Below are 15,663 nucleotides of genomic sequence, written 5' to 3'. Positions count from 1 at the left end.
TAATCACTCATTTTTATCATTGCTTAATCAAATAACTTTTTAATGTCTTTCGGTGCACCTTGCTGGCTTTGAATTTCACCTTTTGCATCTTTCCATACCATTGCTGGGGTAGCGTAAAAGCCGTATTTATCCATCAGTTTGGTATTTACATCTAACTTTTCAGATAATGCATTAGGAATACTTTTCATTTCCACCAATTTATTCTTACCGTTGCTTAAATTGTATTGTTTGAAAATTTCGGCAGGATTGGCGTGATTTAAAATCGTTGCGGCTTGTCCTTTACTGCTTGGACGAATTACCCCAACCATAATATGTCGTAATTGAACTTTTCCTGAATCTACAAAAGGACGCGCTTGTTGCCAAAAGGTATGACAGTAGGGGCAGTTTGGGTCGTTAAATACATAAACCACTTTAGGAGCATTGCTATCGCCGTCTTGAATCCAAGTCGATTTTTCGAGGCTCTTCCAAATTTCATCTAATACTGCACCTTTAACATGGGTATTAATTGCTTCTTCAGTTAAGTTTTTACCTGAAGCATTAAATAGATCACCAACGATATAGTGCTTTTGATCTTTTGAAATAAATATCGTAGATGGATATTCATCTTTATAACCTGTCCAACCCTCTAAACCTTCGGGTGCACTTATTTGCTTAACAAAGTTATAACCTTCTTTTTCCAATTTATTTTTAAGGAAATTTGCATCAGCAGCAAACAAAGAGCCACTTAACAACAAACCAAGCGAATAAATACCGAGTGTTTTTAAATCAATCATCAATATGACTCCTTAAGTTAAAAGCAATATTTCTTCAATCAATACCAATGAAATACATTATTCTGAAACTATCCTTTGAACTTTTTGGTGAAGCGCAGCATGGGTAAGTTCCCCCATATGTGTATCGATTAATTTGCCTTGTGCATTAAAAAATAAGGTGCTGGGTAAGCCAAACATTCCCATTTTATGTGCCGTTACACCGTCAAAGTCTAGTAGAACCCAATGCAAATTAAGTTTGTGTTGTTGCAAATACGTTTGCACTGCTTTGGCATCTTCATTTTGATTAATAAAGACAAATTGCACATTGGGATATCGTTGTTGCGCATCATTCAACACTGACATTTCACGTCTGCATGGCGGACACCAACTGGCCCAAAGATTAATTACTGTGGGTTTGCCGAGGAATTGAGTCAGCTCAACATGCTCTTGTTGAAGACTCACTAAATTGACTTGAGGAAATTGTTGGTATTGCAATTGTACTTGTTGATAGAAATATTGACCTGAAATGAAAAACAGGGCAAAAGCCGCAAAAAATAGTGCAATAAAGCTTTTCTTCAGAGATCTGTTTTTCCAAATCATCCACAGGCCAGCACAAGCAATTCCCACATAAAGATGAAAACCTTTATCTTGAATCTTCCATATTTCAACTGGATGCTCTAAATAAACATCTAAGTTAAGTAAGACAAACCCAAGTCGTGCAGATAGCAGGCCAACCAAGAATGCAGACCAAATCGAGTCTTTAAACGCAGACCATTGTAAATTTGATACAGCAAAATATTGAAAGCAAAACTTTCCAATCACCACACTCATCAGTATCGCAAGCATGAGGATGGTTAATCCCCATGGCAACATAATCGGTCCTAAATGAATTGCCTGTGCAGTGATCATGGAAGTTTGTTTAACGTCCTGTGTGTATTTTTTCAGTTTGTTGAATAAGTTGTGGTGCTGAGAAGGTTCCAGTAAAGCGCAATTCACGGATTTCTTGCGCATTACTATTTAAAAACAACATGGTGGGTGGACCTAAAATTTCACGTTGTTTTAAAATAATATCTTGTGAGGCGTTGTATTGCGTTAAGTCTAATTGGATGAGCGTGAAGTTTTTCAATGCATCTTGTACATCTGTACGCGGGAATACTTCTTTTTCAATTGGTTGACACGCCACACACCAGTCTGCATAGACATCAATAATGATTGGTTTGTCTTGCTGTTTTGCATTGACCAATGCCAGTTCTAATTGTTCAGCGGTGGTCACTTTATTCCAAACTAAATGTTCTGCTTGGCTATGTTGAATTTGATAAGCAGAATAACTTTGTTGAATATTCCAAAAACCAGCAACTAAACTGGCTATTGCGATGATGGCTAGAATAACTTTATTGACTATTTTTTCACTGTCGCGTAGAGCAAAAAAGAGATAGATTGACAATGCGATACATAGCATGGCAAAAATTGCAGCGTACACAGTCGAAGGAAGCATTGGACGAATGAAATACAATGCAACCATCAACATAATAAAGCCGAAACTGACTTTAATCCGATCCATCCATTTACCTGGTTTTGGTAATAATTTAGAACCAAATACACTGGCAATAAATAAAGGTAAACCGATACCTAGACCTAGAATAAATAAGTACAAGCCACCTAATACAGCACTTTGAGTTTGTGAAACAAATAATAATGCGCCAGCAAGCGGGGCACTCATACATGGGCCAACAATGAGCGCTGATAATGCACCCATAACCACAGCACCGAGTACTGTCCCAGCTTTTTGATTATTTTGCAGATGACTTAATTTATTGGTAATAAATTGTGGTAAGTTTAATTGATATAAACCAAATAAATTTAAAGCCAGAACAACAAATAAAACTGCAAACAACGAAACAATCCAAGGGCTTTGGAACCAACGCTGAAAGCTATAACCAATTTCAGCCACCACAACACCCATAATCGCGTAAACTACAGCCATACTGATCACAAAGCATAAGGCAATCACAACAGCTTTATAACCTTTAGCACGTTGAATGATGATCCCTGAGAGAATAGGAATAAGCGGAAGCGAGCAGGGCAAAAAAGCCAATAAAATACCTAAACCAAAGAATACCAATAAGTTTAAAAACAGAGAGTCTTTAGATAATAGCTTAAAGAATGATTGATCATCATTCCATTGTAATGACGATGTAGTGTTTTTAGTGTCAATATTACTGTGTAAACCAGTAGAATTTTCTGTATCTGTAATGACATTACCGCTTGCAGCAGAAGCGTTGAAATTGTTTGGATTTACAGTGTTGTCTGCTTCATTAGTAGTTTTTTGTCCCAGCTCAGTGGTTTGTTCATCCAATACTTTGTCTAAATCTGTTTTTCCAACAGTTGAATTTACTTTAGTCTCAGCATTTTCTTTGATTTTTGTATCTTGAGCTGCGACTGCGGTATCAGACTGATTGAGTAATGAGCTAGTAGGATTGTTATTGAAAAGGCGTTTTGAAGATGTATTACTTTGCGGTAATAAGCCATCTGCATCAGTTGCAATGGTTTTTCTTTGTAATGGATAACATAAGCCATCTGCAGAACAACCTTGATACATCACTAAATATTGTGAATTAGGTTTAACCTGAATTTGTGTTGTCACATTTTCATAATGAACTTCAGTTTTCCCAAAAGTTGGATCATCTTTGATATGACCTTTGGGAAGACTTAAAGGTACAGCTTTATTGTTAATTGTTACTTTAAACTGATCATGATAGAGGTAATAGTGAGGTGCAACTGTCCATTTCAATTGTGCTTTATTTTCTGAAATTGATTCGGCAGAGAATTGAAAAGCTTGATCTGGTGGGAGAAACTCAGGATTGGCGTGGCTGATTGTACTTAGACTCAACAAAGTAAAACAACATACACTGAGCAATGTTCGCAACTTCATAATTCCATATCTTGATTTCATTTAAAGCCATTATCCATAATTTCAGATAAAGAAGGCATAATTCTAAGTTTTTCTTTGTAAAAATATCGTTAAAAACATTCAACTCCATTTTGCTTAAGTTTTTGAAAAATTTGTTCATCGTCATGATAGAGTCTGTCGAATTGAGTCATTTTCTTAGTTTTTTTACTGGTGTAATTGACATTGTAAAGCACAGCACCTTGATAAACGATTTCATAAGTTCCTGTTTCTTTCTGATTGATTATTTCTTTATAGAAATTGTGAAATTCACTCGGTCTACCTTGTGCTGTATCAACAGCATCATAGTGAGTAAATTTTAGCGAGATTTTTTTCATATAAGGATAATATTTTACTGTTTTGACTTTTGGAAATTCTTCCTCAGAAATAAGCAGAATATTATTGTTTTGACTTTCCTTAAAGCAAAAATATGGGGCAGTTTGCTTTGCATAAACAGACAAAGGGAGAAGACACATTACCGTTGTAAATAGCCTAAGCGATTTCATATATTTTCCCATTCTTGAATATCTTCAAGACGATCTTGTTTGAGTTTATCTAAAAATGTTAAAAAATCTTGTTTGCTTTTTATTGCATTAATTTTCATAAGCATCATTTCTGATTTACAGGATAAATTGTTGTATAAAGATAGGCCATCTCGCACGTTTTTTGCATTCTAACAATTGAAATTAATTTCAACTAGACCCATATAGAAATTAATCAACAGTACAGAACAGACACTTTGTGAAATTTGATTGATGATCAAGCTCACGATAACAAGTCGAAGCTCAACAATAGGATTAGGACATCATATGAATATCGCGGCAAACCCAGTAGTTGAAGCAGATCAAACTATATATTTAAAAGATTATCAAAAACCTTCATATGTTGTAGATTCAATCAATCTCGATATCCAAGTTTATGATGACCATACCAACGTAAACAGCAAATTAGTCATGAAACGTCAAGCAGCTGGAGATATGGTATTGCTTGGACGCGATCTTGAACTTAAATCAATTTCTATTAATGGTAAAAAACTGACTGAAAGTGAATATAGGCTTGATTCTGAGCAGTTGGTGATTGCCAATGCGCCAGATGAATCCATCGTTGAAACATCTGTAGTCATTCATCCTGAAACCAATACACAACTCGAAGGATTATATCTTGCGGGGAGTGATCTATTTGTCACTCAAAATGAGCCAGAAGGTTTCCGTAAAATCACTTTCTACCCTGATCGCCCAGATGTCTTATCCGTGTTCACCACTCGTGTAGAAGCCGATAACAAATACCCTGTGCTTTTGGCAAATGGGAACTTGATTGAAGCTGGTAAAACTGGTGATGAGCGCCACTATACCATTTGGGAAGATCCAACCAAAAAACCAGCTTATTTATTTGCCTGCGTAATTGGTGATTTAGCGGTTTTAAAAGACCGTTATACCACTACAGAAGGTCGTGATGTGGCATTAGAAATTTATGCAGAAGAAAAAGATATCCCAAAATGTCATATTGCGATGGAAGCGTTAAAGCATTCTATGCGTTGGGATGAAGAACACTATGGACGTGCATATGATCTAGACAATTATATGATTGTGGCAACCAGTCAGTTCAATATGGGCGCAATGGAAAATAAAGGCTTAAATATTTTCAATACATCATGTGTGCTTGCTGATGAAGAATATACCACTGATGCAGCAATCATGCGTGTACAGTCTGTGATTGCTCATGAATATTTCCATAACTGGACAGGTAACCGTATTACTTGCCGTGATTGGTTCCAATTGTGTTTAAAAGAAGGCTTAACGGTTTTCCGTGATCAGTCTTTTTCAGAAGATCTACAATCAGCAGCAGTACAACGTATTGACGATGTTGCGGTTCTTAAAGCGCATCAATTCCCAGAAGATGCAGGCCCATTATCGCATCCGCCACGTCCAGATCATTTTGTCGAAATCAACAATTTCTATACTGCGACAGTGTATGAGAAAGGTGCGGAAATTAACCGCATGATGTCAACCTTATTGGGCAAGGAAAAATTCCGTAAGGGAACCGATGAATATTTTCAACGTCATGATGGCCAAGCTGTCACTGTTGAAGATTGGGTTGCTGCTTTAACTGCGGGTTCAGGTGTCGATTTATCTGCATTTTTAATCTGGTATAACCAACCAGGAACGCCAAAGCTTGAAGCGAAAGGTGAATATGATGAGAGTGCTCACACTTATCGTTTGAGTTTTAAACAAAGTTTAAAAACCCATCCTAAATATCCAAATTTAAAAGCTGTACCTATTCCTGTGGCTTTAGCATTGTTTAATGCAGAAACAGGTGAGCAGTACACCTTACATTCTGAGGCTTTATTTGAAAATGGGATAAAAGATGGGGTGTATTTGTTTGATCAAACAGAAGCGACCATTGAATTTACAGGCGTGACCGAAAAGCCTGTAGCATCTTTATTACGGAATTTCTCAGCACCGGTAAATCTTGAATTTAATTATTCAGATGAAGAACTTGCCTTCTTGCTACAATATGAAACCAATGGTTTTAATCAGTGGCAAGCAACACAGACTTTACTTGAGCGTATTTTGCTTAATGGTCATGATGCTCAAATTTATGTAGAGGCAATTAAACAGACCTTACCAAGTGTAATTGAAAAAGATCCACTCTTGGCATCACGCTTATTTGATGTACCAAGTGAAGGTTATTTGGGTAGTCGTATCGACCAAGATTATAATCCTTTGATTGTAAATGAAGCACGTGAAGCTTTGTTGAATCAATTGGCAAAAGTACTGGATGACTTTGTTAAAGAAACATATTTATCACTTGATCCAGATTCACAAAATGAATTTTCACAAGCAATGGGTGTTCGTGCTCTGAAAAATATTATGTTGAGTTTTATGGCACGTCAGGGGGATACCGCAGTATTTGATTTGGCTTATGCACAGTATGAAAATTCTGTGAATATGTCTGAGCGACTTGGCGCACTTAAAGTATTGGTATGGAATGATGCTCCACAAGCAAAAGCAGCCTTAGAGGACTTCTATAAGCGCTTTAAGGATGAAGCATTGTCATTAGATCAATGGTTTATGATTCAAGCAGCGCATCCGAAAGCAACCGCTGAAACGATTCAGTATTTAACTTCACATGCTGATTATGATTTAGGTACACCTAACCGTATTCGTTCAGTAAGTGGTGGTTTAAATGCCAATCCTGTCAATGCATGGAGTTTTGGTGTTCAGCATTTTGTCGATTTGGCGAAGTATTTGGATGAGAAAAATCCAATTGTTGGGTCTCGTTTACTTCAAGTCCTCACCCGCTGGTATACATTAGCTGAGCCACAACGAAGTGAAGTAAAAGCCGCACTTGATGGATTAAAATCTCAAGTGAAATCAAAAAATGTCAGTGAAACCTTAAATAGTATGTTAAGTGTTTAATGGCTTATAATTTTTTGATTTAATTATATTTGTAATGCTATTTCTCTTATTTTTATAGGGGAAATAGCATATTTATAAGTTCTTAAACATTCAGATTTATTATTTATCTATTCCTTAAAAGTCTCATTTAAAGCTTGTTGCACCGCATCTACACGTGACTTACAGGCTTTATATGCAGACATAGATTCTTCAACAATCTTCATTAAATTATCAATATCAGGTTCTTCTTGAGATTCTAATAATTCTGCATTTTTCTTTAGAACGTCATAACCTTCTTTAAACGTTAAATCTTGTTTAGCCATTGCTTAATACCTGTGTCACATTTGCGTTGATCGTGCCATCCAGTAACTCTACTTGGATGCGATCAGTTGAAATTTGTTGAATAGAACGAATGGCTTTACCATCACTACGGACAATAGCATAACCTTTGGCCATGACATGACGTGGATTTTGCAAAAGCGTTTCACGCATGAGTGATTCAACTTGATTGGATGCCAATTTAATCAGTTGCTGTGCCAAATACTGAACAGTACCTTTCATCAAATCTAAGCTTTTATTTGCCTCATTGATTTGCCCTTGAGAAAGCGTTTTAATGACTTTGATGTACTGATCATTCTGGCTTTGGTAAGCAGTGATTTGATGCTGAGATAACAGTTTAATCTTCTGTAGAGAATCTAGCACATCTTGGGTTCGCTCTACGATTAGATTTCGAATCCCTGCAATCACTTTACTCGGTGTATCAAAAGAACGGTTCGCTACTTCATCTAAAATGGTTCTATCTTTTTCATGGCCTATACCTACCCAGATTGGAACAGAGCGTTTGCAGAGTAGCGCAGCGAGATTGTAATCATTGAGATAGGCCAGATCATTGACTGCACCTCCACCACGAATAATCACAATAAGATCTGGTGGGGTGTTGAGGTCTTTCGCCCATTGTCGTAATCCATTTGCTAAAGCTTCAGAAATACTTGTAGCCGCAGTGTTCCCCTGAAACGTTGCCGTATGATAGACAAAATGACAAACGCCAGCTTGATCGAGAGCATCTGCATCTTTCTTAAAGTCACCCAAGCCAGCAGCATTTTCAGGAGCAATGACGAGCACATTTTCAATATCAAATGGGGTAGGCAGTAATTTATTTTTATTCAGTAAACCTTCGCTGGTCAGTCTCTCTAAAATTTGTTGATAACGCCGTGCAAGATCTCCTAAGGTATAACTTGAATCTATTGCTTCAATATTGACTGAAAAACCATATTGGGGATTAAATACAGCTTTCACTTTAATCAGTACATTGAGATCACGAGAGAGTTCAATGCCACTTTCACGCTCAAACTTTAACACCATTTTGGCAGCAGAGAATTTCCAGATTGTTGCCTTACAACTGGCAATGACTTTATCTGAATCTTCCTCCTTTTCTGCAAGTTCTAAGTAGTAGTGGCCGCCCTTGATGCTTAGATTTCTAATCTCAGCTTTTACCCATATTGGTTCATCAAAAGTTATACGTATAACTTCTTGAACTGTTGCAAGGTATTCGCTTAAGGAAAGCTGTAAGTCAGACATACAAAGAAAATTACGATAAATTTATCTAAATATTATATAGCATGGTAACTCAAGGCGGTGAAGATATATTGATCTTATACATCGGGTATGGCATATTTTTATGATGTTGATGGGCGTTATCGACATCTACTTAAACCAAATTATTTTTTAGTCTTTAAAGTAAAAACACAAGTTAAATCATTAATATTTATTAGCTTTTTTTATTGGTATTTTGTACCAGCTATGATTTAGAAAGTAATCATGCGCATTGTATGGGATATGGAGCAGATGTCAGTAACGTTACATCAACAATGAGTGATTATGATCGCTTTAGATATCAGAGTCAGAATGGGATGAGTATGCTTAACAGTAATGCACTCTCACCGAAAATGCGAACCGATTGTTATAAAATTGACCTGAAACAAACCAAATAACTTCAAAGCTCATCAAGGGATGGGCTTTAATATTATGTAAACTAAACTTCTTTTATAGAGCATTCAAAAAATTATAAATTATGAAAAAAATCCTTTTTTTATTTATTTTATGGATATCACAGCTTTGTTATGCAGATCCAATAATGCCAATTTTTGATAAAAAATTAAATATAGAGAAATTCAAAGAACATTTTGATCGTGATCATACTCGGTATCCTGAAAATGATAAATTAATCGCAGAACGAGAAACAGCTTTGGATCAACCTAAATATAAAGTGATTGTGACGAGAATAATATTTGGTAGAGAATATGAGCTTCAAACTTATATCAAAATGATTGGTTATCACGACTGCGAAGCTAGAAAAATTTTCTTATATTCAGGATATTATGATTACAATGCAGATCTTACTGAAACTTATAGAACTGTGACTAAATTTCCACAGGGTAGTAAGTTGATTGAAGATGCTTGTTTAGATAAATAAATTTTAAAATTTCATTTAAAGATAAATTCTCATACATCATAATCAACTAATATATTATTTTAATAACCCATTTCCCCAAAAAGTGGGTAATTTCTAAAAGTATTTTTTGAAAAAAAGTTTATCTAGCGTGAAAGAATCTGGCTTGTTTGTAAAAATAAAAAGTAAAATGAAAATATAAAGCAAATCATGGGTATAAAAAAACCAGCTTATCCAAGTGATCAAATTAAGACCCGGTGGAATTGTATAAATACCAACGGTTACGAGTGCTACAAAGCAAATAAAGAGCAATATAAGGCTGGTTAACTGAGTAAATAATCCTAGGGTTAGCAATAGCCCGAATGCAAATTCAAATAAAGAAACAATGATAGCTGTGACTTCTGGAAAAGGTATACCAGCAGAAACAATCGTTTCCAACATGATTTGTTGATTTTTCTCTACAAATAATTTGTTATAACCCGTTGTTAAGAAAAATAAACCGATTGAAACTCTGGTTAATATTAAGGCGAACTGACTAAATTTTGGCGAATTAAATGGATTTTTAAAGAGAAAACCAAGCATGTGTCTATAATTCTGAAAATTAAAAAATATCTTAATAATCTGAGTAGACTTTTTAAATGTAAGCATTGTTGGTGAGTGTATATAATTTGTCATTTATACAGATTTAAAATTTTGCAAGTCAGTTCGAAATGTTACCTAAGTTTCATAAAATACACATTATGAAGTTCATACTTTGATATGGTATATTTTTTAAGCAAAATTGAGCGAACTATGAAAATCTTTTCAATTTTAAGTTTAGCTATGCTGATCGGTTTAACAGCGTGTCAAAAAAGAGATACAGATACACAAAAGCAAGATCAAACAACAACGCCACATTCAGTCGATAAGGACAGTTAATCCCACGCCCACTGATACAGTGGGCTGATTGATTTGATGCATTGGTCGAAATCGAAATCGAAATCATGTTCATGCTAAGACGCTTAAAGCGTTTTTTTTATTGTAAAGATAAAGTCTTGTTTGAGATTAGAAAAATATTTTATAGATAGATCTTTGATTCTTTAGGCTCGATTTCACAATTAAAAGATATCGAAAAGTGGGAGGATTATTAAATTATAAAGCAAAGTTTTATTTAGATATTTTATATCTAATTCATGTAATTTTTAGGCTTTCTCTATAAGAATTCATACTAGAGGTATAAGCTATGATAGCCGAGTAATTTTCTGTAATGATATAAAACTGCCTCGTCCTAATCGGCAATGACAGCACTTGTCTGAGCTCAATACATCTTGCTAATTGATTAAAAAATAAATTTAAATATATAAATTAAAAGAAATTCAAGCTTAAAATGTATAGGGTTCTAAATGATTTTTATGATTTGTGTAGATAACAAGTAGTAATTCGCAATTAGTGGTTGGATTGCTCTAAAGCGCTATGTTAGAACTTAACTTCCATATTTATTCGAGATTAAACATGAAAAAATTATTATTAATTTCATCTTTTTTAGCTGTTGTTTTTGTTGCTGGGTGTAATGCAAAAGACAAAGATAAAGCGACATCTCCTAATAATGAGGTAAGTAGCAGCGCAGTTGCTGTTGATACAAATGAGTCAGCTGAAAAAACGGTAAAGTATGAAACAGCTGATAAGAAACAATTTACGCTGAAGACCAGTGATAATTTTGTTACAGCAACATTAACTGATAATGATGGAAATAATTACTCCTTGAAAGAGGTTCCTGCTGGAAGTGGTATGCGTCTTGAGGGGGAAAATGGTGTTTCAATTCATTCTAAAGGCGATGAAGGAACCATTGAACTTGCAAAAGATAAATCTTTTACAGTGAAAGAAGTAAAATAGAGTTGTAACTTCAACAGCCTCACCATCTGGTGGGGTTTTTTATTGTCAATCAATAATGAAATTAATATGGTATGTTCAACTGATTTGTAGAAAGTAGAGTGCAAACCATAATTTAGAATAGACATCTTTAAAATTCAATTGAAATAAGATATTTAAGCATACTTCCTCATTTATGCACTTGATTAGAACGCACAGATGTAAATAATTAGCGCACTTTTCATTGAAATGCTTAAATTAATGTAATTTTACCGTGGCATGAAATTTGCTGAAGCTCCTTTGCAATATTTTTATTTTTCAATTGTTAAAGGTATTTTTTATGTTTAAGCAGACGGTTCTTTCACTGTTTATTTGCAGTGCTATCAGTACTTCAGCAGTTAATGCTGAAAGTTTTAATGTCCTTAAGCAATTATCCAACAAGCCTGTTCAATTAAAAGACGGTGAATACAAAGGTAATTATTATGTACCATCAACTTTAAACACGATTACTTGGGGTTACTTACCGAATAAAGAAGCAAAGCCAGTGATAACTGTTCCATCGGGAAGTGTTGTGACTTTCGATACAGTTTCACATGAGGGGTTACTTGAAGATCAAGGACGAGATGCAGAAAAATTTTTTAAATCCAAAGGGGTACGGAATGAATATATTTTAGATGAAGCAAAAAATATTACCAAATCTTCGCTAAAACATGATTTTCATAAAGATGGTCCTCATATTGTGACTGGTCCAATAGCAATTCAAGGTGCGCAACCAGGTGATATTTTAAAAGTAGAAGTCATTAAAGTAGAGCCTCGTGTTCCATATGGCGTCATTTCGAATCGTCATGGTAAAGGTGCATTAGTGGGTGAGTATCCTAAAAGACCACAACAAGAAAATGCTTCGGCTGAACATCCTGAGCGATATGGGAATGTTTCAGTATTTACTCCAATAGAAAAAAATGCAAAGGGTGAATATGAGGGGGTACTAAAAACAGAATCGGGTAAATCGATTCGTTTCCCACTGAGCCCTTTCATGGGGATCATGGGAGTCGCGCCGAATACATCAGAACCAGTGCATTCAGTTCCACCCGCGATGTATGGTGGCAATATTGATATAAATGAGTTAGGTGCTGGATCAACTGCATATTACCCAGTACAAGTGCCAGGTGCATTGTTTTATACAGGTGATAGTCATTTTGCCCAAGGTGATGGCGAAGTTGCTTTAACTGCATTAGAAGCCTCAGCAAGAGCAACACTCAAGTTCACTTTATTAAAAACAGGCAAAGATAAAATCCCAGGTAAAGAAATCGTACAGCCATTAGCCGAAAATGCTGAATTTTGGATCACACCCGGATTAGATCAAGATTTAGATGAAGCAATGAAAAAATCTACACGTGAAGCGATCCGTTTTTTAAACCAAGAATATGGTATTGATGAAGCGATTGCTTATGCCTACCTCAGTGCTGCTACTGATTTTGAAGTATCGCAAGTGGTAGATAAGACCAAGGGAATTCATGCCAAAATACGTAAAGCTGACTTTAAAGAGTTTGTTGAAGACCATAAATAAAATTAAAGCTGCTTAATTAAATATCCTTGAAAGTACCGCCGTGATGTAATTTCAAGGATTTATGATTAGATCTAAAATAATATATAATCCATAAAACGATAATTTAAACGTTATGCATTCATTTCCTTCAATTCAATCATTTATGCTTTGAAACTACATTTTATTGTGATTCTGACTCTCAACAGGAAAGGCATGACTTTTGAAACATGATCAATCGGGTTGGTTTAAACTTTGGTCATGTCCATTCAGTACGCAAAATTTAAACATGAATCATACTTTTACTATTTATATCCTCTATCCAGTCATTTAAATCTAAATCATTGGTAAAAGAATGTTCACCATCGATCTTAAAGACTAACAATGAGTCATGAATACTAATAATATTCGCTAAATGCTGGCGAATGATGTTGGCTTCATAAGTTGTATTGATCAGCCAAGTGGTAGGATTTACTCGAATTGAAGCATCATAGTCACAAATGAGCTTATGCATTTCATCAAAATGGTGTGCCTGTGATGAATTTAAAATAATCAAATAATTCATATTAACAACCTCCATAAAAGAGATTTAGATAAAATAACTTTTATTATGAAATGTGATAAGTATCACGATTTTTTCAATCTAACATCAAAGTATTTTGATCAGGTGAAAAAATGTCGGACAATCTAAAGCTGATTTTTGATGATGTGTTAAATTTTTTTATTGTATTGTTCAAGAAAATTATTAGTGGATATTCCTTTTGTTACATAATAAATAATCAAAAATTTTAAATACTGGCTAAATTGAAGTATGATTAAGTTTAAAATATTTAAACAATAAGCTCATCAAAAGATGGGCTTTTTTGTCTTACTCTCTCTGTGTTATAAAGTTTGAGGCTTAAAATGCTGGTTAAAATAGAAGATGGTTTTTACCTAAATTCACTGCATATTATCGCGATACATGTTTCTAAAAATATGATTACGCAGAATTTTTCTATAAATATAGAATATACCCCGCACAATCAAAATGCCAATGGCCTATATCATAAAATGTGTCAAACCAAAGCTGAAGCGGATTTATTTTTGCAAAGTCTACATCAACAAATCGCGCAAATATAAATTAAAATTTTTAGTTGTTTTTAGCATTGAAATTAAAAGTAAAAGACTTCATTTTTTAGACTATGTTTGGGTCAAAATTGAAGTTATCGATAATGTGAAAATCACAATGATCGAACATTTTTAAGATCAAAATGTGTAAACTGAAAATTCTTATTTGTTTAATTTCACTATTCAGATTATCAGCTTGCCAAAATATGCAAAAAAATAACAAAATCCTTGCTAAGGTGATTGATACTTGAACACTATTTGATAGATAAACATGCACCAAAGAATGTCATTGTTAGAAATAACATTCGTTATCAAGAACAGCTAAAACTCAGTTTAGATCTCTAGCAGTCAAAAGATATTCAACACCTTGATAAAACGTCCAAGCGTGATTTGGATTCATGGTGGTGGTTGGATTTCAGGTGCTAAAGATAATGCTAAAGGATATTTTAAGCTGCTTGCAGCATAAAGTTATAATGTTGTTTTGGTGCGATAGCAATTTGCAGCACAAGCAACTTATCCAACGCAATTGTATCAAATCAATATCGCACTGCAATTTATCCAGCAAAATGCAAAAAAAAACCATATAAATGCAGATCAATTATTTTTAGCAGGGGATTTAGCTGGGATTAATTCAGCCAGTCCTTATGTAGTGCTTCTCACGAGCCCTAATATCTCCATGCAATCTGGATTTATAGCTACGATAGAAGCTTCACAACTTAAGGAATTGATCTTGTAATGTGGGATCTATGATATGAATGCTTTTATCCATACAGCACCAGATGAAATCAAACTGATTGAGTGAGGGTAAATAAGCTTGTCCAAGTTTATATAGCTAATCAAAAAGATAATCCTGAATATTTAAAACTTTGATCACCTCTACAGCTTTTTACCAAAAACTATCCGCCTCTTTTTTATCAGTGGGGGAAAATAAAGATTTTTTGACTGATACGAAATCCATTCCTTTTGTAAAAGCTTTGCAAGAAAAGCAAAATCCTCGTTCAAGCTATTTCCTACCCCGAATCAAAAGAATGGTTGGTCCATGAGTATCGATTTTCTTAGGTAAAAAAGCGAGTCAATAAATATTTAATCAAACTATTATGTTTTTGAAGAAAAATGTTGCTGCAAAATAAACTCAAAAATAATGATTTAAACGGTATTGTCATAAAAGCATGTTATAAAAAATGAAATTGTAGCGAGAAATGAAAAATGGAAATTAGTGTAAAGCAAATCAACAAGCGAATAGATGAATTTCAAGAATCTAGTAAAAAAGCATCAACTTTAGAAATTGGCTATAAAACTTATGCGAAGTTAATGAATGAAGATAAATTTGCAGATGCACTGAAAAAAGATCCAAATAACACAATGGTCCGCTACTACAAAGATATAAAAATTAAATTGGTCACAGAAAAACATCATTTTGAGGTGAAGTAAGTTTTTTACTGAAAAGAATAATAAAATTATCATTTATTAAAAAATTTACAACTCAAGGAATGAGTGTGAATTTTTTATCATATTGCATGAGAAAAGTAATATATCTTTAGAGCCCTTACTTGATCCAGCAGGGATCACTCTTTGCTTTTAAAAATCTAAATTTATCACATTTAGAATATTGACATCCG

The 15,663-nt window shown here is 34.4% G+C and carries 15 protein-coding genes and 1 pseudogene; 8 read left to right on the top strand and 8 right to left on the bottom strand.

From position 1 onward, the window contains the following. Nucleotides 1–23: 23 nt before the first annotated feature. The 4 genes from dsbG to AC4CUY_RS11065 all read right to left on the bottom strand — a co-directional run bounded on the left by dsbG (nt 24) and on the right by AC4CUY_RS11065 (nt 4,217). A complete protein-coding gene (dsbG, locus tag AC4CUY_RS11080; protein WP_490774123.1) occupies nt 24–773 on the bottom strand; it encodes a thiol:disulfide interchange protein DsbG in 750 nt (249 codons plus the stop codon). A gap of 57 nt (nt 774–830) precedes the next feature. Then, entirely contained in the window at nt 831–1,661 is an 831-nt protein-coding gene (locus AC4CUY_RS11075; RefSeq protein ID WP_490774122.1) for a prolipoprotein diacylglyceryl transferase family protein, read from the bottom strand. Nucleotides 1,662–1,671: 10 nt separating this feature from the next. Continuing rightward, nucleotides 1,672–3,705: a protein-disulfide reductase DsbD gene (gene dsbD / locus AC4CUY_RS11070; RefSeq protein ID WP_490774121.1), complete on the bottom strand. Its 2,034-nt coding sequence runs from the start codon at nt 3,703–3,705 to the stop codon at nt 1,672–1,674. 68 nt (nt 3,706–3,773) lie between these two features. Next, nucleotides 3,774–4,217 (bottom strand): hypothetical protein, encoded by a 444-nt coding sequence (locus AC4CUY_RS11065; protein WP_336950904.1) that lies wholly within the window; start codon nt 4,215–4,217, stop codon nt 3,774–3,776. Between the two features lie 291 nt (nt 4,218–4,508). Here AC4CUY_RS11065 and pepN point away from each other — a divergent pair, with 291 nt between their 5' ends. Next, complete coding sequence (pepN, locus tag AC4CUY_RS11060) at nt 4,509–7,118, top strand: aminopeptidase N (RefSeq protein ID WP_419360023.1); 2,610 nt, start codon at nt 4,509–4,511, stop codon at nt 7,116–7,118. Between the two features lie 107 nt (nt 7,119–7,225). Here pepN and xseB read toward each other — a convergent pair whose 3' ends face one another. Both xseB and xseA read right to left on the bottom strand, forming a co-directional pair. Beyond that, entirely contained in the window at nt 7,226–7,420 is a 195-nt protein-coding gene (xseB, locus tag AC4CUY_RS11055; RefSeq protein ID WP_034615548.1) for an exodeoxyribonuclease VII small subunit, read from the bottom strand. Beyond that, nucleotides 7,413–8,675, bottom strand: a complete 1,263-nt coding sequence (gene xseA / locus AC4CUY_RS11050; protein ID WP_490774120.1) for an exodeoxyribonuclease VII large subunit — start codon at nt 8,673–8,675, stop codon at nt 7,413–7,415. Before xseA ends, xseB begins: the two co-directional genes overlap by 8 nt. Before the next feature lie 493 nt (nt 8,676–9,168). Here xseA and AC4CUY_RS11045 point away from each other — a divergent pair, with 493 nt between their 5' ends. Then, nucleotides 9,169–9,570 carry a hypothetical protein gene (locus AC4CUY_RS11045; protein WP_419327310.1) on the top strand — a complete coding sequence of 134 codons (402 nt, stop codon included), beginning with the start codon at nt 9,169–9,171 and terminating at the stop codon, nt 9,568–9,570. A gap of 93 nt (nt 9,571–9,663) precedes the next feature. Here AC4CUY_RS11045 and AC4CUY_RS11040 read toward each other — a convergent pair whose 3' ends face one another. Next, entirely contained in the window at nt 9,664–10,128 is a 465-nt protein-coding gene (locus tag AC4CUY_RS11040; protein WP_419327309.1) for a DoxX family protein, read from the bottom strand. Nucleotides 10,129–10,338: 210 nt separating this feature from the next. Between AC4CUY_RS11040 and AC4CUY_RS11035 the strand changes: the two genes are divergently transcribed. From AC4CUY_RS11035 to AC4CUY_RS11025, 3 genes are all read left to right on the top strand, one after another. Then, the gene (locus AC4CUY_RS11035) at nt 10,339–10,464 is read left to right on the top strand and encodes a hypothetical protein (protein ID WP_004821939.1); all 126 of its coding nucleotides are present in this window, start codon (nt 10,339–10,341) and stop codon (nt 10,462–10,464) included. A gap of 573 nt (nt 10,465–11,037) precedes the next feature. Continuing rightward, entirely contained in the window at nt 11,038–11,418 is a 381-nt protein-coding gene (locus AC4CUY_RS11030; protein WP_490774119.1) for an NADPH-dependent 7-cyano-7-deazaguanine reductase, read from the top strand. A 316-nt stretch (nt 11,419–11,734) separates the two neighbouring features. Further along, nucleotides 11,735–12,961, top strand: coding sequence for an acetamidase/formamidase family protein (locus AC4CUY_RS11025; RefSeq protein WP_490774118.1), 1,227 nt, complete (start codon nt 11,735–11,737; stop codon nt 12,959–12,961). Between the two features lie 259 nt (nt 12,962–13,220). Here AC4CUY_RS11025 and AC4CUY_RS11020 read toward each other — a convergent pair whose 3' ends face one another. Then, entirely contained in the window at nt 13,221–13,502 is a 282-nt protein-coding gene (locus AC4CUY_RS11020; RefSeq protein ID WP_336950911.1) for a hypothetical protein, read from the bottom strand. A 338-nt stretch (nt 13,503–13,840) separates the two neighbouring features. Here AC4CUY_RS11020 and AC4CUY_RS11015 point away from each other — a divergent pair, with 338 nt between their 5' ends. From AC4CUY_RS11015 to AC4CUY_RS11005, 3 genes and pseudogenes are all read left to right on the top strand, one after another. Then, nucleotides 13,841–14,056 (top strand): hypothetical protein, encoded by a 216-nt coding sequence (locus tag AC4CUY_RS11015; RefSeq protein WP_336950913.1) that lies wholly within the window; start codon nt 13,841–13,843, stop codon nt 14,054–14,056. A 131-nt stretch (nt 14,057–14,187) separates the two neighbouring features. After that, a pseudogene (locus tag AC4CUY_RS11010) lies at nt 14,188–15,123 on the top strand (alpha/beta hydrolase). 127 nt (nt 15,124–15,250) lie between these two features. Further along, nucleotides 15,251–15,475 (top strand): hypothetical protein, encoded by a 225-nt coding sequence (locus tag AC4CUY_RS11005; protein ID WP_004719860.1) that lies wholly within the window; start codon nt 15,251–15,253, stop codon nt 15,473–15,475. The last annotated feature ends 188 nt before the right edge of the window (nt 15,476–15,663 follow it).

Source organism: Acinetobacter sp. 778_lipA, assembly GCF_058242985.1.
This window is presented reverse-complemented; position numbering and strand designations above follow the sequence as displayed.

Coding starts and splice junctions, on each gene's coding strand:
- dsbG (WP_490774123.1), bottom strand. CDS start 773: ATGATTGATTTAAAAACACTCGGTATTTATTCGCTTGGTTTGTTGTTA.
- AC4CUY_RS11075 (WP_490774122.1), bottom strand. CDS start 1,661: ATGATCACTGCACAGGCAATTCATTTAGGACCGATTATGTTGCCATGG.
- dsbD (WP_490774121.1), bottom strand. CDS start 3,705: ATGAAATCAAGATATGGAATTATGAAGTTGCGAACATTGCTCAGTGTA.
- AC4CUY_RS11065 (WP_336950904.1), bottom strand. CDS start 4,217: ATGGGAAAATATATGAAATCGCTTAGGCTATTTACAACGGTAATGTGT.
- pepN (WP_419360023.1), top strand. CDS start 4,509: ATGAATATCGCGGCAAACCCAGTAGTTGAAGCAGATCAAACTATATAT.
- xseB (WP_034615548.1), bottom strand. CDS start 7,420: ATGGCTAAACAAGATTTAACGTTTAAAGAAGGTTATGACGTTCTAAAG.
- xseA (WP_490774120.1), bottom strand. CDS start 8,675: ATGTCTGACTTACAGCTTTCCTTAAGCGAATACCTTGCAACAGTTCAA.
- AC4CUY_RS11045 (WP_419327310.1), top strand. CDS start 9,169: ATGAAAAAAATCCTTTTTTTATTTATTTTATGGATATCACAGCTTTGT.
- AC4CUY_RS11040 (WP_419327309.1), bottom strand. CDS start 10,128: ATGCTTGGTTTTCTCTTTAAAAATCCATTTAATTCGCCAAAATTTAGT.
- AC4CUY_RS11035 (WP_004821939.1), top strand. CDS start 10,339: ATGAAAATCTTTTCAATTTTAAGTTTAGCTATGCTGATCGGTTTAACA.
- AC4CUY_RS11030 (WP_490774119.1), top strand. CDS start 11,038: ATGAAAAAATTATTATTAATTTCATCTTTTTTAGCTGTTGTTTTTGTT.
- AC4CUY_RS11025 (WP_490774118.1), top strand. CDS start 11,735: ATGTTTAAGCAGACGGTTCTTTCACTGTTTATTTGCAGTGCTATCAGT.
- AC4CUY_RS11020 (WP_336950911.1), bottom strand. CDS start 13,502: ATGAATTATTTGATTATTTTAAATTCATCACAGGCACACCATTTTGAT.
- AC4CUY_RS11015 (WP_336950913.1), top strand. CDS start 13,841: ATGCTGGTTAAAATAGAAGATGGTTTTTACCTAAATTCACTGCATATT.
- AC4CUY_RS11005 (WP_004719860.1), top strand. CDS start 15,251: ATGGAAATTAGTGTAAAGCAAATCAACAAGCGAATAGATGAATTTCAA.